A 19,736-nucleotide genomic window follows, 5' to 3' on the forward strand; every position below is an offset into this window, starting at 1 on the left:
CATGCCCGCACCCCTCGTGAGCCTCGTACGCCGCAACCTGGCGCGGGTCGCCGCGCTCCTCACCTGCCTGCTGCTGTGGCAGCTCTCCCAGCCGCCGGACGCCTCACCGGCGATGCGCGAGCGACTCGCCCAGCGGTTCTCCTTCACGCCGCACCTCGTCTCACCCGCGCGCCACCCCGCCGACCGGGCCCTGCGACCGGTCGCCCCCGCCTACCGCGACATCCCGTCGTGGATCTCCTCCGTGGGCGCCGGCGTGGCCCTGTGGTCGGCGGACGGCGGCAGTGCCGCGCGCGACCTGTGCCTCGTCGACCCGCGCACCGACACGGTCACCGTCAGCCCGGCCCCCGGCACCGGCCGGCGGTACGCCCCCTTCACCCTCAGCCCGCCCGCGCGCGACCTGCCCTCGTACGCCGCGCCCATGGGCTGCCTCCCGGCGGACCTCAACGAGGACGGCCGGCAGGACGTGGTCGTCTACTACTGGGGCCGCTCGCCCGTCCTCTTCCTGCGCCTCGCCGACCGGCCCCCGAGCGCCGCGGCCTTCCTCCCCCGCGAGCTCGTCCGCCCGCGCGCCGTGTGGAACACCAACGCCGCCACCGTCGGCGACTACGACGGCGACGGCCACCTCGACCTCGTCTTCGGCAACTACTTCCCCGACGGCGCCCGCGTCCTGGACCCCAAGGCCCACCAGCCCCGCCACCTGGTGATGAACGCCTCCCTCTCCAACGCCCGCAACGGCGGCACCAACCGCCTCCTGCGCTTCACCGGCGCCGACCGGGGCCCCGCCCCCGACGCCCGCTTCACCGAGGTGCCCGACGCCTTCGCACCGGACGCCGCGCGCGGCTGGACCCTCGCCCTGGGCACGTACGACCTCGACGGCGACCACCGCCCCGAGCTGTACGTGGCCAACGACTTCGGGCCCGACCAGCTGCTCGTCAACGAGTCGTCCCCGGGCCGCGTCCGGTTCCGCGAGGCCGTCGGGCGACGGCACGCCACCACCCCCAAGTCCAAGGTGCTGGGCCGCGACTCCTTCAAGGGCATGGGCGTCGCCTTCACCCACCTGGGCCCGGACCGCGTCCCCGACATCCTGGTCAGCAACATCGGCGAGGCGTACGCCCTCCACGAGAGCAACTTCGCCTTCACCGCCACCGGCACCCTCCGCGACGCCGGGCGGGCGCTCCACCGGGGCACCGCCCCGTACGACGACGACAGCGAGCCGCTGGGCCTGTCCCGCACCGGCTGGACCTGGGACGTCAAGGCCGCCGACTTCGACAACGACGGCGGCCCCGAGATCATGCACGCCACGGGCTTCGTCGCCGGACACACCGACCGCTGGGCGCAGTTGCAGGAGACGGCCATGTCCAACGACCTCATCCTGGACAACCCCCGGCTCTGGCCCCACTTCAAGCCGGGCATCGACCTGTCCGGCCACGACCGCAACACCTTCTTCGTCCGCGGTGCCGACGGCCGCTTCACCGACGTGGCGCGGGAGGCCGGGGTCGGCACGGACGCCGTCAGCCGGGCCTTCGCGATCGGCGACGTGGACTCCGACGGCCGCCTCGACTTCGTCGTCGCCAACCAGTGGGCGCCGTCGGTGATGTACCGCAACACCGGCCGCGCGGGCGCCTTCCTGGCGCTCCGGCTGCGGCTCCCGGCCGCCGACGGCGGCGGTCCGACCCGGCCCGCCATCGGCGCCACCGCCACCGTCACGCTGCCCGACGGCACCGTCCGCACCGAGCAGCTGTACCCGGCCAACGGCCACAACGGCGTCAACGCCCCGGACCTCACCTTCGGCCTCGGCGACGCCGCCAAGACCCCGCCCTCCACCGCCCTGCCGGTACGCCTCACCTGGCGCGACGGCCAGGGATGCGTCCACACCCGCACCACCACCCTCCGGCCCGGCCACCACGAGCTGGTTCTCACCGAGGAGACACGATGAACCGACTCGGAACCCGACTCGGCAGCCGGCTCGGTCGCACGGCGCGTTCCGTGCTCGGCGGCCCGGACGACCCGCGCAGCGCCGCTCTGCGCCGGTTCGGCCTCTCCATCACCGTCCTGACCGTGGTCGGGCACACCGTCCTCGGCTTCGAGCAGGCGTACCTCACCCCCGTCGTCGCGGTGGCCGCGGCCCTGCTCGCCGAAGGCGTCCTCGGCGCCATCGACGCCCACGCCCGCGGCGTACGCCCCTGGTACGCCGCCGGCTCCGCCGGGGCCGTCGTGGACCTGCTGCTCCCCGCCTACATCACCGCCCTGGCGTGCGCCATGCTGCTGTACGCCAACGACCGGCTGATGCCGACGGTGCTCGCCACCGTCGCGGGCGTGGCGAGCAAGTACGTCGTCCGGGTGCGCGTCGCCGGGCGGGCCCGGCACGTGCTCAACCCCAGCAACACCGGGATCGTGCTCGTCCTGCTGCTCTTCCCGTGGGTCGGGATCGCGCCCCCGTACCAGTTCACCGAGTGGACGGCCGGACCGGTGGACTGGCTGATCCCGCTGGTGGTGCTGGCCGCCGGGACGATGCTCAACGCCAAGCTGACCGGCAAGATGCCGCTCATCGCCGCGTGGTGCGGCGGATTCATCGCCCAGGCGGTGCTCCGCTGGGCCCTGTCCCTGGGCGACCTCTCGCTGGTGAGCGCGCTGCTGCCGATGACGGGCGTGGCGTTCGTGCTCTTCACCAACTACATGATCACCGACCCGGGTACGACCCCGTGGCGCCCGCGCCACCAGGCCGTCTTCGGCGCGGCGACGGCCGCCGTGTACGGCGTGCTCGTCCACCTCCACGTCGTCTTCGGCCTGTTCTTCGCGCTGGTGATCACGTGCGTGCTGCGGGCGGTCGTGCTGGTGGCCGCCGAGCGGCTGCCGCGGACCTCCGCCACCTCCAGCCCCCCTGTCGTGTCCGCTTCCGTCCCCGCGCAGGGCCGCCCCTCACTCCAGCCGGAGACACGATGAGCCCGTACGAAACGGAGGGCGCCGACGAGACCGCGCCCCCGCTCGCCATCGTCGGCATGGCCTGCCGCTACCCCGACGCCGAACGGCCCGACCGGCTCTGGGAGATGGCCCTGGAGCAGCGCCGGGCGTTCCGCCGCCTCCCCGCGGAGCGGATGGACCCGGACGACTACTACGACGCCGATCCGGCGGCCCCCGACAAGACGTACAGCCTGTACGCCGCCGTCCTGGAGGGCTGGACCTTCGACCGCTCGGCGTTCCGCATCCCCGGCCCGGTCTTCCGGGCCGGGGACCCCGCCCACTGGCTCGCCCTGGAGACGGCCGCCCGCGCCCTGGAGGACGCCGGCTTCCCCGGCGGCGCCGGACTGGCCCGCGACCGCGTCGGCGTGATCCTCGGCAACAGCCTCACCGGCGACGCCACCCGTGCCGGGACGCTGCGGCTGCGCTGGCCGTACGTGCGCCGCGTCCTCGCCGCCGCCCTGACGGACGCGCGACTGCCCGGCGACGTACGGGAGGAGGTGCTGCGCCGCGCCGCGGCCGACTACCTGGCGCCGTTCCCGCCGACGACCGAGGAGTCGCTCGCCGGGGCGCTGTCCACCACCATCGCGGGCCGGATCTGCAACCACTTCGACTTCCACGGCGGCGGCTACACCGTCGACGGCGCCTGCGCCTCCTCCCTCCTCGCCGTCGTCGAGCTGTGCCGCGCGCTGCGCGACCACAGCGTCGACTTCGGCCTGGCCGGCGGGGTCGACCTGAGCCTCGACCCCTTCGAGCTGGTGGGCTTCGCCAAGACCGGCGCGCTCGCCGCCGACCGGATGCGCGTGTACGACGAACGGTCCGCGGGCTTCTGGCCCGGCGAGGGCTGCGGCATCCTCGCGCTGATGCGGGCGGCCGACGCGCGCGCCGCCGGGCTGCGCGTGTACGCGGAGATCCGCGGCTGGGGCGTCTCCTCCGACGGCGCCGGAGGCATCACCCGGCCCGACCGGGACGGGCAGCTCCTCGCGCTGCGCCGCGCCTACGAACGGGCCGGCGCCGACCCCGCCGACGTCCTCCTCCACGAAGGCCACGGCACCGGTACGCGCGTCGGCGACGAGGTGGAGCTCACCGCCCTGGCGGCGCTGCGCGCGGGCGCCCGCCACCGCGCCGCGCTCTCCACGGTCAAGGCGAACATCGGCCACACCAAGGCGGCGGCCGGGGCGGCGGGCGTCATCAAGGCGGCCATGAGCCTGCACACCGCGGTGCTGCCGCCGACGACCGGATGCCGCGACCCGCACCCGCTGCTGCGGTCGGGCGAAACCCGGCTGCGCGTGCTGCGCCGGGCCGAACCCTGGCCGGAGGGCCCCCGGCTGGCCGGGGTCAGCTCGATGGGCTTCGGCGGCATCAACGCCCATGTGGTGCTCGCCGCGCCCGACACTCCGGCATCGCCCGCCCCCCGCAGCCCCGTACGCGTACGCCGCCCGGCGCCCGAGCACGCCGTCCTCGCCGCCGCGGCGGCCGAACCGGGCGAGCTGCGCGCGCTGTTCGAGGACATCGCCGCGGCGGCCCCCCGGCTCTCCTTCGCGGAGCTGCACGACCTGGCGGCCCAGCTCGCGCGTCGCCCGGTGACGACCGGCGGTCCGGTCCGGGCCGCCGTGGTCGCCGCCACCCCCGACGAACTGGCCCGGCGGGCCGCGTCGGTGGCCGCCCGCCTCGCCTCCGGCACCGACGCGCCCGGCTCCCTCACGCACCTGCCGGGCGTATGGCTGGGGCACGGCGTACGCGGCCGGGTCACGCTCCTCTTCCCCGGCCAGGGCGCGCCGTTCGCCTCACCCGCGTCTTCCGCCTCCACCGGCGGCACCGGGACCGCCCAGCCGGCGATCCACCGCGCCGCCCTGCGCGGGCTGCGCGCGCTGGACGCCCTCGGCGTGACGGCGACGGCCGCCGTCGGGCATAGCCTGGGCGAGATCACCGCGCTGGTGTGGTCGGGCGCGCTCCCTGTACGGGACAGCATCCGTCTGGTACGCGCCCGGGGCCGGCTCATGGCCACCCTCGGCGCACCCGGAACGGGCATGCTCGCCCTCCGCGCGGAACCCTCCGCAGCGCTCGGCCTGTGCGACGGGACCGGGCTGGTCATCGCCGCGTACAACGGCCCCCGTTCGGTCGTGCTCGCCGGGCCGGAGGAGGAGCTGCGCGAGGTGGCGGCCCGCGCCGGACGGGCCGGCATCGCCCGCACCCCGCTCCCCGTGTCCCACGGCTTCCACTCCCCGGCGGTCCTGCCCTGCGTCCCGCCGCTGCGCCGGGCCCTGGCCGACGTGGACTTCGGCCGTCCGGCGCGCCGCCTGCTGTCCACCGTGCACGGGCGGGCGCTGACCCCGGACGACGACCTGGTGGAGCTGCTGTGCGACCAGGTCACCGCACCCGTACGGTTCTGGGACGCGGTCGGCGGCGTACTCCCGGACACCGACCTGTTCTGCGCCTGCGGGCCCGGGCACGGGCTCGCCTCGCTCCTCACCGACCAGGGCTGCGGTGTCCCGGTCGTCACCATGGGGACCGGTGACCCGGACGCGGCCGACACGGCGGACGCGGTGGCCGCGCTCTTCGCGGCGGGCGCGCTTCCCCGGACCGACGCGCTGACGGCCGGGTGCGGGGCGCGGCCGATCGACCTCGGCAGGGAGCGGACGTTCCTGCGCAGCCCCTGCGCGGCGGCACCGGCGCACCCTGACACCCCGGCGCTCCCCGACACCCCGGCGGCCCCGGACGTCACAGCCCCGGTCGCTACAGCCCCGGTCGTCACCGTCCCGGTGGCGACGCAGTCGGTGGTCACGCAGCCGGTGGTGACGGCTCCGCCCTTGGGGGCCCCGCGCGCGGGGGAGTCCGCGGTCCAGGAGCCCGCCGCCGCCGTACGGGACCTGCTCGCCCGGGCCACCGAGCTGGAGCCCGAGCTCATCGGCATGGAGACGCGGCTCCTGACCGACCTGCACCTCACCTCCCTGACGGTCACCCAGCTCGCCGCGACCGCCGCGCACCGCCTGGGCCGCCGCCCCCCGGCCGCGCCGCTGTCGCTGGCCGACGCCCGCGTGTGCGACCTCGTGGAGGCCCTCGACGCCCTGCCGCCCGCCACCGCCGCCGACGCCGGGGGCGCGCCCGACACCACCGTCCCCGGCGTGGACGCCTGGGTGGAGTGCTTCACCGAGCGGCTGCGGCGCGTCCACGACGGCCCGCCGGAGCCCACCGGCGCCGGATGGCGTCTCACCGTCCTCGGTGCAGGCGACGGCGAAGGCGACCTCGCCACCCTGGCGCCACGCGTCTTCACCGGCACCGCGACCGCCTCCGCCACCGAGCTGCTGTACGCGCCCCCCGGCGCGGCCCCGCCGCCCGTCGGCCGCCTGCTGGCCGCCGCCCGGGCCGCGCTGGCCGCCGGGCGGCTGGTGGTCGTCGCGCACGACACCGCGCTCACGGGCTTCGCGCACAGCCTCCACAAGGAGCACCCGGCCCTGGGCGTCACCCTGCTGCGGGTCCCGCCGACCGCGGCCGGCCTGCGCCACGCCGCCCGCTGGGCCGCCGCCGAGCCGGGCCGGTACCGGGAGCTGGTCGTGGACGAACGCGGCAGGCCCCACACCCCGGTCGCGCAGCCGGCGCGGTTCCCCGAGCCCGGGCCCTCGCGCCCGCTGCCCCTGGGCCCCGAGGACGTGCTGCTCGTCAGCGGCGGCGGCAAGGGCATCGGCCACACCTGCGCCAAGGCGCTGGCGCTGGCCTGCGGGGTGCGCCTCGCCCTGATCGGCCGGGCCCGCCCGGAGGACGACGAGTCCCTGCGTACGCGCCTCGCGGAGCTGGCCGAAGCGGGCGTGACCGTCGCGTACGAGGCGGCCGACCTCGCCGACGCCGCCGCCGTGGCGTCGGCGGTACGCCGGCTCACCGAGCGGCTCGGCCGCCCGGTCACCGGCGTCCTGCACGCCGCGGGCGTCAACGAACCGGCCCGCTTCGCCGACCTCGACGAGGCGCGCGTCGAGGCGCACCTCGCCCCCAAGGTGACGGGGCTGCGCCACCTCCTCGCGGCGCTGCCGACGGACCGGCTGCGCCTGCTGGTCGGCTTCGGCTCGGTGATCGGCCGGTACGGGCTGCCCGGCGAGAGCCACTACGCCCTCGCCAACGGCCTGCTGCGCGCCGAGACCGAGCGGCTGGCCGCCGGACTGCCCGCCTCCTGCCGGGTGCTGACCATCGACTGGTCCGTGTGGACCGGCACCGGCATGGGCGTACGGCTCGGTGTCCTGGACTCCCTCCTGCGCGAGGACGTCACGCCCATCGCCCCGGAGACCGGCACGGACCTGTTCCTGCGCCTCCTCGCCGCCCGGACCCCGACCGCGGTCGCCGTGCACGGCCGGCTGGGCCGCGACGTACCCGCCCCCGCACCGGCGGGCCCCCCGCAGCGGTTCCTGGAGGAGGTACGCGTCCACTACCCGGCCGTGGAACTGGTCGCCGAGGCGCGGCTCGACCTGCGCGACACCGACCGCCACCTCGCCGGACACCGGCTGGACGGGGTGGTCTGGCTCCCCGGCGTCGTCGGCCTGGAGGCCATGGCCCAGGCGGCCTCGGCGGTGGCGGGCGGCCAACCGCTGTACGAGGCGCGCGACATCGTGTGGGCGCACCCCGTGACCGTGCCGGAGGAGGGCGCCCGCACCGTACGGGTGTGTGCCCTGCGCCGGGGGGACGCCGTGGAGACGGTGCTGCGCAGCGACGAGGACGACTTCTGCGTGGACCACTTCCGTGCCGTGTTCCCGCTCGCCGTACCGTCCCTGAACGGACACCGGCCCGCCCCGCCCGCGGACGCCGAGGACGACCTCCACCCCGACGAGCTGTACGGACCGCTCTTCTTCCACACCGGGCGCTTCCGCAGGGTCCGCGGCCTGGCGGCGCCCTCCGCGCGCGACTGCCGCGCCACACTGGCACCGCCGGAACGGGGCGCGGACGACCCGTGGTTCGCGGCGCCCTTCGCCGCCCCGCTGCTCGGCGACCCGGCCGCCAACGACGCCTCCCTGCACGCGCTCCAGGCGTGCGTACCGCACCGCAGGCTGCTGCCGGTGGCCGCCGGGTCGCTGACGATCCGGCCCGGCGGGGGGCCGGTGGAGCGGGTCCGCGGCACCGAACGCTCCGCCGCGGACGGCACGTACGTGTGGGACGCGGAGGGCCTCGACGCCTCGGGCCGCACCGTGCTGCGGTGGCGCGGGCTGCGGCTGCGGGACGTCGGCCCGCTGCCGCGCGGCGAGCGCCCGTGGCCGGTCCCGCTCCTCGCGGTCCTCCTGGAGCGGGCGACCACGGCACTGGGCCTGGACAGCCGCCTCGGCGTGACGATCCGCCCCGCGACGGGCCCCGCGTCGGCCCGCCCACCGGAGCCCGGCGTCTCCCGCAGCCACCTCGACGACCGGTGGGTGCTCCAGGTCGAGGACACGGCGTCCAAGGAGCCCCTCGCCTGCGACTGGGAGACCGTTGCGGCGCGCCCGGAGAGCGAGTGGCGGCGGATCCTCGACCCGGAGCAGCGGGCCCTGGCCGACGTACTGCGCCACCAGTGCGGGGAGCCCTTCGACGCGGCGGCCAGCCGGGTGTGGACGGCCGCGGAGTGCCTGGCCAAGGCGGGCCGCCCGGCGCGCGCGCCGCTCACCCTCGGCGGGGTCTTCGACGGCGGCTGGGCGCTGCTGCGCTCGGGCGACGCGCTGATCGCCTCGGCGGTGGTGCGGGTGGCGGGCGTCGGGCGGCCGGTGGCGGTGGCGGTGCTGAGCGGACCGGAGGAGAACCGATGACAACCGAGACCCGCACGCGGACGTACGCGTACGAACACCTCGTCACCTTCGAGGAGACCAACCTCGTCGGCAACGTGTACTTCACCAACTACCTGCGCTGGCAGGGCCACTGCCGGGAGCGGTTCCTCGCCGAGCACGCTCCCGGGGTGCTCCGGGCGCTGCACGGCGACCTCGCCCTGGTGACCGCGTCCTGCCACTGCGAGTACTTCAGCGAGCTGTTCGCCCTCGACCGGGTCACCCTGCGGATGTCGCTGACCGCGGCCGACGAGCACCGCGTGAGCATGGGCTTCGACTACTACCGCGTCAACGGCGCGGTGCCCCAGCTCGTCGCGCGCGGCGGCCAGACCGTGGCCTGCATGCGCCGCACCGGCGACGGCGGCGCACGGCCCGTTCCCGTACCGGAGGAGCTGCGGGCTGCGCTCGCGCCGTACGGTCCGCCGGGGAGCGGCACATGACCGACGCCGCGGCCTTCCGGGCCGCGATGGCCCACATGCCCACCTCGGTCACGGTGGTCACCGCGTACGCCGCGTACGCCGCCGACGGCTCCCGCCACGGGCCCGTCGGCTGCACGGCCAGCGCCGTCCTGTCGCTCTCCCTGCGCCCGCCGAGTCTGCTGGTCTCGCTGGCGACCACCGGCCGTACCGTCCGCGCGATCCGGCGCGCCGGCGGGTTCGCGGTCAACCTGCTGAGCTGGGAGCAGCGCGACCTGACGCGCCGGTTCGCCGAGGAGCCCCCCTGCCGCCGCTTCGACGGGGTGCCGTGGGCGTACGAGCAGGGGCAGCCGGTCCTGATCGGGGCCGCCGCCAGCGTCGTGTGCGCCGTCGACAGCTGCTACGACGTGTGGGACCACACCCTGCTGGTGGGACGCGTCCTGCACAGCGCCCACCACCCCGACCGCACCCCGCTGGTCTACCACCGCCACACGTGCACGACCGCCCGGTGGCGGTCGGACTACCACCGGGCGGTCGCGGACAACTCCTGAGCCGAAGCTCGGCAGGACTTACGGGAAGGTCAGCTTCCAGCTGTTGATGTAACCGGTGTCCTGCGCGGCGACGTCTTGCACGCGCAGCTTCCAGCTGCCGTTGGCGACCTCGCTGGAGGCGTTGACCGTGTAGGTCGCCTTGACGTTGTCGGCCGAGTCGGAGGAGCTGGAGTTCTTCAGCCGGTACGCCGTGCCGTCGGGCGCCACCAGGTCGACGACCAGGTCACCGCGCCAAGTGTGGACGATGTCCACGTCCACCTTGAGGGTGGCGGGGGCGTTGCCCGCGATGCCGGTGACGCTCACGGCCGAGGTGACGGCCGCGCCGTTGTCGGGGATGGCGACGTCGGCGGCGTTCTCGAAGACCTTGCCGGTGCCCGGGTCGCCGCCGCCGGGACGCGAGCCGACGTTGACGCCCGCCCACGCGTGCTCGACGGCCTTCACCTCGGCGCTGCCGGCGCCGTACAGCTCGGTCGCGACGGCGACGGTGCCGGCGCGGGCACCCGCGTAGTCGGTCCGCGAGTTGAACTTCGTGGTCAGCGCCTTGTACCAGATCAGCGCGGCCTTGTCGCGGCCGATGCCGGTGACGGGGAGCCCGTCGGAGGTCGGCGAGTCGTACGCCACGCCGTTGACGGTCTTGGCGCCGCTGCCCTCGGAGAGCAGGTAGAACCAGTGGTTCGCCGGGCCGGAGGAGTAGTGGACGTCCACGCCGCCGATGCCGGAGTACCAGTAGTCCTTGGACGAACCGTCCTTGCTGGGCTTGTCCATGTAGCGCAGCGGGGTGCCGTTGCCCCGGATGTCGATCTTCTCGCCGACGAAGTAGTCGCCCGGGTCCTTGGGGTTGTTGGCGTAGAACTCGACGGCGGCGCCGAAGATGTCGGACGTCGCCTCGTTGAGGCCGCCGGACTCGCCGCTGTAGACCAGGCCCGCGGTGTTGGAGGTGACGCCGTGCGTCATCTCGTGCGCGGCGACGTCGATCGACGTCAGCGGCTTGGCGTTGGCGGCGCCGTCGCCGTACGTCATGCAGAAGCAGCTGTCCTGCCAGAAGGCGTTGACGTAGGCGTTGCCGTAGTGGACGCGGGAGTACGCGCCGACGCCGTCGCCCTTGATGCCGCTGCGGCCGTGCACGTTCTTGTAGTAGTCCCAGGTGAGCGCGGCGCCGTAGTGGGCGTCGGCGCCCGCGGTCTCCAGGTTGGACGGGGTGCCGTCGCCCCAGATGTCGTCGGCGCCGGAGAAGAGCGTGCCGGTGCCGGAGGTGCCGCGGTTGAGGTTGTACGTCTTGTGGTTACCGCGCGCGGTGTCGGTCAGGGTGTACGAGGGCGCGGTGCCCAGCGTGACCTGGCCGCTGTACTGGGTGTTGCCGGTGCCGGTGTGCACGGCCTGCCACTCGTACAGCTTCTTGCCGGTGGTGGCGTCGGTGATGACGTGCAGCTCGTTCGGGGTGCCGTCGTGCTGGAGCCCGCCGACGACCGTCTCGTACGCGAGGACCGGCGTGCCCTGGCCCATCCAGACCACCTTGCGCGGGGCGCGCTCGGCGTCCGTCGCCTTGGAGCCCTCCGCCCGGGCGGCGCCCAGCGCCTGCTTCTCGGCGGCGGCCGGGGTGACGTCCGCGGTGGTGTCGACGCCCTTGAGCTGCGCCGGGGACGCCTTGCTGACGCCTTCCGTCTTCCCCGCCTTCGTCTCGGTGACGACGAGGTCGCCGCCGAGGACCGGGAGCCCGCCGTAGGTGCGCTCGTAACGGGTGTGGGTGGTGCCGTCGCGGTCCTGGACGACGTCGCGGACGACGAGCTTCTCCTGGGCGCCGAGGCCGAGTTGCTTGGCGGTGGCCGCCTTGTCGGCGTCGGCGGCGCGTATCAGCGCGGTGCGCTGGGCGGGGGAGAGGTCGGCGGGCAGGGCGCCGGGGTCGGCCTTGCCGGCGGCCTGGCCCTTCGGGGCGACCGGGCCCCACTCGTCGTCGGCGGCGGCGGTACCGGTCTGCACGCCCACGGCGAGCATGGCGGCGGCGGCGATGAGAGCACCGGTCGCGGTGGCGCGACGGCTTGGCGTGGATCTCACGCAGACTCCTTTTGCGAGGGGGGTACGGGCGGCTGGGTGGGCCGCTCGGCGGAGCAAACAGAGCTGGTGGAACGGGTGGGAACACGGTGGTGACCGTGGGGCGAACAGCTGTGCGCAAGAACGGTGGAAGAGTGGCAGCAGTGGGGGGTTGCTGTCAGGACCGCGTCAACAACTTGGCCGGAAATCGTCCGGTGCTCGCATCGTCATGTTCGTTAAGCGGACGTTTCGTCAGATGCGCCGGGAGCGCCGGGGCGCGTGCCCTGGAGCACCTCCCGCGCCGGTGTACGCGCCCCCGTGGGGGCGGCCGGGCGGAAACTCTGGCTCGTTCCGCCCCGCCCGTCTTCCGGCCGCACCGCGTCAGTCGTTCGGTCGCCGCCCGCCCCGCGTGTCGGTGGGTGCGATGTCTTAATGGTCCCGAATGCCCCATCAGAACGTCGGAACAGAAGGCAGGGATCAAGGTGCGGATCTTCTCCAGAGGCCCCGGGCGTACGCCCAGCGGACGGCGCCGGCGGCGGTGGCTCCTCGCCGCCGCCGTGACGTCCGCGCTCACCGCCTCCGCTTCCCCGGCGCACGCCGACGGCGGCGACTGGGTGCCCGTCCCCGACATGAAGCTCGCCCGCACGGGTCACGGCACCACCACGGCGCCCTGCCCCGACACCGTCGCCGGCCTCGGGGACGGACAGTGCGTGTACGTCGTCGGCGGCCACCCCCTCGAAGCGGCCCTCTCGCTCCACGCGTACAGCCCCGAAAAGCGCACCTGGGCGAAGCTGCCCTCGATGACCGTGGGCCGCTCCGGCCTCGCCGCCGCCACCGCGCCCTGCCCCGAAGGCGTCAAGGCGCTGCGCGGCACCTGCGTGTACGCGGTCGGCGGCACCAACGGCGGCGGCTCCCTCACCACGGTCGAGGCGTACAGCCCGGCCACCAACACGTGGGCGACCGTACCCGGGATGAAGAGCGCCCGCGCCTTCCTCGGCGCGGCGACCGCAGCCTGCCCGCCCGGCGAGACGTCCCTGCGCGGCCTGTGCGTGTACGCCGTCGGCGGCGCGGCCCGCAGCGGGTCGGCGGCCGGCGGCACGAGCGCGGCCGGCCACGCCGCCGCCCAGGCCGCCGCCAAGGGCACCGGCACGGGCACGGCCCCCGCGAAGACCCCGGCCAAGGACCAGGCCCCCGCGAAGGCCCCGGCCAAGGACCAGGCCCCGGCCAAGGACCAAGCCCCCGCGAAGGCCCCGGCATCCTCGTCCGCCAAGGACCCGGCCCCGGACAAGGACCCCGCCCCGGGCACAGGCACCGGTTCCGGTCAGGGGGCCCACGTTCCCGGCACCGGCTCCGGCAGCACCGTCACCACCCTCGCCACCGTCGAGGCGTACAGCCCCGCGACCAACACCTGGACGACGCTGCCTCAGCTGCCCAGCCCCCGCCGCAGCCTGGGCGTCACCGCCGCGACCTGCCCCCGCGCCGTGATCTCCACCGCGCCGTCCTGCGTGTACGCCGTCGGCGGCACCGGCGCCGACACCGCCGAGCCCCTGAACACCGTCGAGGTCTTCGACCCCGAGTCCCGCGCCTGGGTGAAGCTGCCCTCGACCCCGACCGCCCGCCGCGCCATGGGCGTGACGTCCGGCCCGTGCCCGGGCTCCACCTCGATGGTCGGCACCACGTGCGTGTACGGCATCGGCGGCTCGCCCTCCACCCAGATGACCGCGGTCGCCACCACGGAGATCTTCGCCCCCCGCACCAATAGCTGGTCGGCCGTCCCGTCCCTCCCGGAGGCGCGCTTCGGCTTCGGCGCCACCGCCGCACCCTGCTCCGACGACGTCGCGCGCACCTGCCTCTACGCCCCCGGCGGCATGGCCGGCACGACGCCGAGCGCCCACACCTCGGCCTTCGACGTGTCGCGCCTCTGAGCGACGACGGAGACGGGCGGGGTCCTCACCCCACCACGCTGTCCCGCCACGCGCGGTGCAGGTCCGCGAAGCGGCCCTCGCCCGCGATGAGTTCGGCCGGCGGGCCGTCCTCCACGATGCGGCCCGCCTCCATCACCAGCACGCGGTCGGCGATCTCCACCGTGGAGAGGCGGTGGGCGATCACCACCGCCGTGCGGCCGTTCAGCACCGTGTCCATCGCGCGCTGCACGGCCCGCTCGCCCGGGATGTCGAGGGAGCTGGTCGCCTCGTCCAGGATCAGCACCGCCGGGTCGGCGAGCAGGGCGCGGGCGAAGGAGACCAGCTGCCGCTGGCCCGCCGAGATGCGCCCGCCCCGCTTGCGTACGTCGGTGTCGTAGCCGTCCGGCAGGGCCGCGATGAAGTCGTGGGCGCCGATCGCCTTCGCGGCCCGCTCGATCTCCTCGCGGCTCGCGTCCGGGCGGCCCAGGGCGATGTTCTCCGCGACCGTTCCGGAGAACAGGAACGCCTCCTGCGTCACCATCACCACGCCGCGCCGCAGTTCGGCGTTGGCCAGCCGGCGCAGATCGACGCCGTCGAGGAGGACCCGGCCGTCCGTCGGGTCGTAGAAGCGGGCCAGCAGCTTCGCGAGCGTCGACTTGCCCGCGCCCGTCGCGCCGACCACCGCGACCGTCTGCCCCGCCGGGATCGTCAGGTCGAAGCGCGGCAGCACCTCGCCGCCCGTGCGGTACGCGAACCGGACGCCGTCGAAGACCACCTCCCGGCCCGGGCTTTCCGACCGCGACGGCGGCAGGGCGCGCGGCGCGGCGGGCTCCGGGACCGCCGGGGTCTGGGCGAGCAGCCCGGCGATCTTCTCCAGCGACGCGGCCGCCGACTGGTACGAGTTCAGGAACATCGCCAGCCGGTCGATCGGGTCGTACAGCCGGCGCACGTACAGCACGGCCGCCGCCAGCACCCCCAGCGCCAGCGTGCCGTCCGCCACCCGGTACGCGCCCCACAGGACCATGCCCGCGACCGCCGTGTTGGCGACCAGGCGCGAGCCGACGACATAGCGGGCCATCTCCAGGATCGCGTCGCCGTTGCGCCGCTCGTGGCGGTGGTTCAGCTCACCGAAGCGCGCGTCGTTGGCCCGCTCTCGGCGGAACGCCCGCACCGGCCGGATGCCGTTCATCGTCTCGGCGAACTGCACGATCACCGACGAGATCGCGGTGGACCGCGCGCTGAACGCGACCGCCGCGCGCCGCTGGTAGAGCCGTACGAGCAGGTACAGCGGGACGAAGGAGGCGACGGCCACGGCGCCCATGCCCAGGTCCAGCCAGAGCAGCAGCAGCGCGATGGAGACGAAGGACACGAGGACGCCGACCAGCTCCTGCAGCCCCTCGCTGAGCAGCTCGCGCAGCGCCTCGACGTCGGTCGTGGCGCGCGAGATCAGGCGGCCCGAGGTGTACCGCTCGTGGAAGTCGACGCTCAGGGCCTGCGCGTGCCGGAAGATCCGGCCGCGCAGGTCCAGCAGCACGTCCTGGTTGACCCGGGCGGACGCCCGGATGAACGCGTACTGGAGCAGCCCGGCCCCCACCGCGCACGCCGCGTACCCGGCGCCGACCGCGACCAGCGGCCCGTACGCCTCGCGCCGCAGCGCCGGTACGGCGGTGTCGATGGCGTACGCGACGAGCAGCGGTCCCGCCTGCACGGCCGCCTGCTGCACCAGCAGGAGCAGCGCGGCGACCGCGACCCGCCCGCGCAGCGGCCGCAGCAGCGACCGCAGCAGTGCGCCCGTCGCCCCGCGCGCGGCGGGCAGCGCGTCCCGGTCGAACGCGTCGCCGCCACCGGCCGCCGACGGCGCCGGAGCCGCGCCCGGGGCCGCCCCCGGGCCCTTCGCGTCCTCACGGCTGCCGTCCGCCGGCCCCGCGCCGTCGAGGCCCGCCTCCGTCTCCGTCACCGCGTACCGCCCCTCGTCGTCTCCGCACCCGACATCAGCCACGCGTACTCCGCGTTCGTCCGCAGCAGCTCCTGGTGCGTGCCGACCGCCGCGACGCGGCCCTCCGACAGCAGGGCCACGCGGTCGGCGAGCAGCACCGTGGAGGGCCGGTGCGCCACCACCAGGGCCGTCGTGTCGCGCAGGACCTCGCGCAGGGCCGCCTCGACCAGGCCCTCGGTGTGCACGTCCAGCGCGGACAGCGGGTCGTCCAGCACCAGGAAGCGCGGGCGGCCCACCACCGCCCGGGCCAGGGCGAGGCGCTGGCGCTGGCCGCCCGACAGGCTCAGGCCCTGCTCGCCGACCTGCGTCGCGGTGCCGTGCGGCAGCGCGCCCACGAAGTCCGCCTGGGCCACCTCCAGCGCCCGCCGCAGTTCGGTCTCGCCCGCGCCCGCCGGGCCGGCGCCCATCAGGACGTTCTCGCCGACGGTCGCCGAGAAGAGCGTCGGCTCCTCGAAGGCGACCGACACCAGCTCGCGCAGCCGCTCCCGGGGCAGGGCCGCCACCTCGACCCCGTCGAGCAGGATGCGGCCGCCCGTCACCTCGTGCAGCCTCGGCACCAGCGCGGTCAGCGTGGTCTTCCCGGAGCCGGTCGCGCCGACCAGCGCCATCGTCTCGCCGGGCCGCACCCACAGGTCGACACCGGCCAGCACCGGCGGTGCGTCGGGCGGCGCGTCCGGATAGCGGAAGGAGACGTTCTCGAAGCGCAGTCCCCCGGACGACGGGGAAGCCGGCGCGGTACCGCCGCCGTCCTCCTCGGGCTCGTCCATCACCTCGAAGTACCGGTCCGACGCCGTCGCCGCCTCCTGGCTCATCGCCAGCAGGAAGCCGATCGACTCCACCGGCCAGCGCAGCGCCAGCGCCGTCGACAGGAACGCCACCAGCGTCCCCGCCGACAGCTCCCCGTCCGCCACCCGTACGCTGCCCAGCACCAGCGCCGCGCCGATCGCCAGCTCCGGTACGACGGTGATGACGGCCCAGATGGCGGCCAGCAGCCGCGCCTTGACCAGCTCCGTACCGCGCAGCCGCCGCGCCAGCGTGCGGAACGCCCGGGCCTGGCTGCGGTGCCGACCGAAACCCTTGATCACCCGGATGCCGAGCACGCTCTCCTCGACGACCGTCGTCAGATCGCCCACCTGGTCCTGAGCGCGCCGCGCGGCGACCGAGTACCGCGTCTCGAACAGCGCGCACACCACGATCAGCGGCACCACCGGCACCAGCAGCACCAGCCCCAGCACCAGGTCCTGCGCCAGCAGCACCGCGCAGCCCACCAGTACCGTCACGCCGTTGACGAAGAGGAACGTCAGCGGGAACGCCAGGAACATCCGCAGCAGCGACAGGTCCGTCGTCGCCCGCGACAGCAGCTGCCCCGACGCCCACCGGTCGTGGAACGCCACCGGCAGCCGCTGCACATGCCGGTACAGGTCGGCGCGCATCGCCGCCTCCACCCCCGCCAGCGGCCGCGCCACCAGCCACCGCCGCAGCCCGAACAGCGCGGCCTCCGCGATGCCGAGCCCCAGCACCACCAGGGCCCCCAGCCACACCCCGTCCGGATCGCGCTCCGTCACCGGACCGTCCACGATCCACTTCAGGACGAGCGGGATGACCAGGCTCAGACAGGACGCCACCACGGCGACGAGGGCGGCGACGGACAGCCGCGCCCGGACCGGCCGGACGTACGGCCACAGGCGCAGCAGCGAGCGAATGCTTGAACGGTCAGTCATCAGCACCGAGCCTACGGTTCACCACTGACGTCGCTCGCGCGGTTTTCGGCCGACCGGCCCCGCGATCCGCCCTATTCCCGGACGCGCAGCAGCAGCACCGACCTCGGCGGCACCGTCAGGACGCCGCCGCCCTCGTGCACCGTCCCCGGCGCCCGCGCCTGGTCCTCCCGCGAGGTGTCCACCACCAGCTCGTACGACGCGGCCCACGGCGGGCCGGGCAGCCGGAAGTCCAGCGGATCGGCGGCGGCGTGCAGGACCGCCAGGAAGCTGTCGTCGGTGACCGGCTCCCCGCGCGCGTCGCGGCCCGGGATGTCCCGGCCCGACAGGTACAGCCCGAGCGTCGCCGTCCGCGCGTACCAGTCCCCCTCCGTCATCTCCTCGCCCCGCGCGGTGAACCACGCCAGGTCCCGCAGCCCGTCCGCCGCCTGCGGGCGGCCCGAGAAGAACGCCCGGCGCCGCAGCACCGGATGGGCGTGGCGCAGCTCCAGCAGCCGGGTCGTCAGCTCCAGCAGGCCGCGCGGCCCCGGCTGCTCCGGCAGCGACCAGTCGACCCAGCCGAGCTCGTTGTCCTGGCAGTAGGCGTTGTTGTTGCCCCCCTGCGTGCGGCCCATCTCGTCGCCCGCGACCAGCATGGGCACGCCCGTCGACAGCAGCAGCGTGGTGAGCAGGTTCCGCAGCTGCCGGCGCCGCAGCGCGTTGACCCCCTCGTCGTCGGTCTCGCCCTCCGCGCCGCAGTTCCAGGACCGGTTGTCGTTCGTGCCGTCCCGGTTGCCCTCCCCGTTCGCCTCGTTGTGCTTGTGCTCGTACGAGACGAGGTCGCGCAGCGTGAAGCCGTCGTGCGCGGTGACGAAGTTGATGGAGGCGTACGGGCGCCGCCCGCCCCACGCGTACAGGTCGCTGGACCCGGACAGCCGGTAGCCCATCTCCCGCACGTCCGGCAGGGCGCCGCGCCAGAAGTCCCGCACCGCGTCCCGGTAGCGGTCGTTCCACTCCGCCCACAGCGGCGGGAAGGCGCCCACCTGGTAGCCGCCGCTGCCCACGTCCCACGGCTCGGCGATCAGCTTCACCCGCCGCAGCACCGGGTCCTGGGCGATCGTCGCGAGGAACGGCGACAGCATGTCGACGTCGTGCATGGAGCGGGCCAGCGCCGCCGCCAGGTCGAAGCGGAAGCCGTCCACGCCCATCTCGGTGACCCAGTAGCGCAGCGAGTCGGTGATCAGGCGCAGCACGTGCGGCTGCACCACGTGGAGGGTGTTGCCGCAGCCCGTGTAGTCGGCGTACCGGCGGGGGTCGGCGGCCAGCCGGTAGTAGCCGCGGTTGTCGATGCCGCGCAGCGACAGCATCGGGCCCAGCTCGCTCGCCTCGGCGGTGTGGTTGTACACCACGTCGAGGATGACCTCGATGCCCGCGGCGTGGAGCGCCTTCACCATCCGCTTGAACTCGCCGACCTGCTGCCCGGCCGTACCGGACGCGCTGTACGCGGCGTGCGGCGCGAAGTAGCCGATGGAGTTGTAGCCCCAGTAGTTCCGCAGCCCCCGCCGCAGCAGGTGGTCCTCGTGCGCGAACTGGTGCACCGGCAGCAGCTCCACCGCCGTCACCCCGAGCCGTACGAGGTGCTCGATCGCGGCCGGATGGGCCAGGCCCGCGTACGTGCCGCGCAGCTCCTCCGGGATGCCCGGGTGGCGCCGGGTGAAGCCCTTCACGTGCAGCTCGTAGATGACCGAGTCCGCCCACGGCGTCTTGGGCCGCCGGTCGTCCGCCCAGTCGTCGTCATCGTGGACGACCACGCCCTTGGGCACGTGCGGCGCGGAGTCGCGGTCGTCGCGCACGGTGTCGGCGACGTGCTGGTCCGGCCAGTCCCGGACGTGCCCGTACACCTCCGCCGGCAGGGCGAAGTCACCGTCCACCGCACGCGCGTACGGGTCCAGCAGCAGCTTCGCCGGGTTCCAGCGCGCCCCCGTCCACGGGTCCCAGCGCCCGTGCACCCGGAAGCCGTACCGCTGCCCGGGCCGTACGCCCGGCACGAAGCCGTGCCAGATCTGATGGGTCAGCTCGGTCAGCGCGGAGCGCCGCTCCGTGCCGTCCTCGTCGAACAGGCAGAGTTCCACCGCCTCCGCGCCGCCCGCCCACAGGGCGAAGTTCGTTCCGGCGACGCCGTCCGGCCCCACCCGGAACCGCGCGCCCAGCGGCGTCGGCGCCCCCGGCCACACCGGTGGCCCCGGGGCCGTCCTATGGCGCCCGTTCAGCTCGCGTACCACTCGCGGCGCACCGTGCGCGCTCCGCGCACGCCGCACCGCCTCCTGCTCCGCTGCGCTCGACACCTGCGGCCTCCCGCGGCTCCCCTGTGAAGAGCCGCGGCGTCCCGGCCGCGGCTCGTCCGCACATGGTCCT

The 19,736-nt window shown here is 75.1% G+C and carries 9 protein-coding genes; 6 read left to right on the forward strand and 3 right to left on the reverse strand.

Translation table 11 applies throughout. The features are described 5' to 3' along the window. Window position 1: 1 nt before the first annotated feature. The 5 genes from ACZ42X_RS06720 to ACZ42X_RS06740 are packed head-to-tail and all read left to right on the forward strand — an operon-like array spanning window position 2 to window position 9,696. A complete protein-coding gene (locus ACZ42X_RS06720) occupies window positions 2-1,936 on the forward strand; it encodes a CRTAC1 family protein (protein WP_468284958.1) in 1,935 nt (644 codons plus the stop codon). Beyond that, window positions 1,933-2,943: an enediyne biosynthesis protein gene (locus ACZ42X_RS06725; protein WP_468284960.1), complete on the forward strand. Its 1,011-nt coding sequence runs from the start codon at window positions 1,933-1,935 to the stop codon at window positions 2,941-2,943. The genes ACZ42X_RS06720 and ACZ42X_RS06725 overlap by 4 nt, the downstream gene beginning before the upstream one ends. Continuing rightward, window positions 2,940-8,714: an SDR family NAD(P)-dependent oxidoreductase gene (locus ACZ42X_RS06730; protein WP_468284963.1), complete on the forward strand. Its 5,775-nt coding sequence runs from the start codon at window positions 2,940-2,942 to the stop codon at window positions 8,712-8,714. Before ACZ42X_RS06725 ends, ACZ42X_RS06730 begins: the two co-directional genes overlap by 4 nt. Further along, complete coding sequence (locus ACZ42X_RS06735; protein WP_468284966.1) at window positions 8,711-9,169, forward strand: acyl-CoA thioesterase; 459 nt, start codon at window positions 8,711-8,713, stop codon at window positions 9,167-9,169. Before ACZ42X_RS06730 ends, ACZ42X_RS06735 begins: the two co-directional genes overlap by 4 nt. Next, complete coding sequence (locus tag ACZ42X_RS06740) at window positions 9,166-9,696, forward strand: flavin reductase family protein (RefSeq protein ID WP_468284969.1); 531 nt, start codon at window positions 9,166-9,168, stop codon at window positions 9,694-9,696. Before ACZ42X_RS06735 ends, ACZ42X_RS06740 begins: the two co-directional genes overlap by 4 nt. A gap of 18 nt (window positions 9,697-9,714) precedes the next feature. On the opposite strand, the gene ACZ42X_RS06745 is transcribed toward ACZ42X_RS06740, so the two are convergent. Beyond that, on the reverse strand, window positions 9,715-11,748 hold the full coding sequence (locus ACZ42X_RS06745) for a M4 family metallopeptidase (RefSeq protein ID WP_468284972.1): 2,034 nt from the start codon (window positions 11,746-11,748) through the stop codon (window positions 9,715-9,717). Window positions 11,749-12,206: 458 nt separating this feature from the next. On the opposite strand from ACZ42X_RS06745, the gene ACZ42X_RS06750 reads away from it, so the two are divergent. Then, window positions 12,207-13,649 carry a hypothetical protein gene (locus ACZ42X_RS06750; RefSeq protein WP_468284975.1) on the forward strand — a complete coding sequence of 481 codons (1,443 nt, stop codon included), beginning with the start codon at window positions 12,207-12,209 and terminating at the stop codon, window positions 13,647-13,649. A 25-nt stretch (window positions 13,650-13,674) separates the two neighbouring features. On the opposite strand, the gene ACZ42X_RS06755 is transcribed toward ACZ42X_RS06750, so the two are convergent. Further along, a complete protein-coding gene (locus ACZ42X_RS06755; protein ID WP_468285655.1) occupies window positions 13,675-17,307 on the reverse strand; it encodes an ABC transporter ATP-binding protein in 3,633 nt (1,210 codons plus the stop codon). A gap of 109 nt (window positions 17,308-17,416) precedes the next feature. Beyond that, entirely contained in the window at window positions 17,417-19,666 is a 2,250-nt protein-coding gene (glgX, locus tag ACZ42X_RS06760; protein WP_468284978.1) for a glycogen debranching protein GlgX, read from the reverse strand. Window positions 19,667-19,736 lie beyond the last annotated feature (70 nt).

It is taken from the genome of Streptomyces sp. NPDC030862 (assembly GCF_055571835.1).

What these genes read in the sequence shown, in the direction of transcription:
- ACZ42X_RS06720 (WP_468284958.1), top strand. Translation starts at nt 2, where the DNA reads ATGCCCGCACCCCTCGTGAGCCTCGTACGCCGCAACCTGGCGCGGGTC.
- ACZ42X_RS06730 (WP_468284963.1), top strand. Translation starts at nt 2,940, where the DNA reads ATGAGCCCGTACGAAACGGAGGGCGCCGACGAGACCGCGCCCCCGCTC.
- ACZ42X_RS06740 (WP_468284969.1), top strand. Translation starts at nt 9,166, where the DNA reads ATGACCGACGCCGCGGCCTTCCGGGCCGCGATGGCCCACATGCCCACC.
- ACZ42X_RS06735 (WP_468284966.1), top strand. Translation starts at nt 8,711, where the DNA reads ATGACAACCGAGACCCGCACGCGGACGTACGCGTACGAACACCTCGTC.
- ACZ42X_RS06725 (WP_468284960.1), top strand. Translation starts at nt 1,933, where the DNA reads ATGAACCGACTCGGAACCCGACTCGGCAGCCGGCTCGGTCGCACGGCG.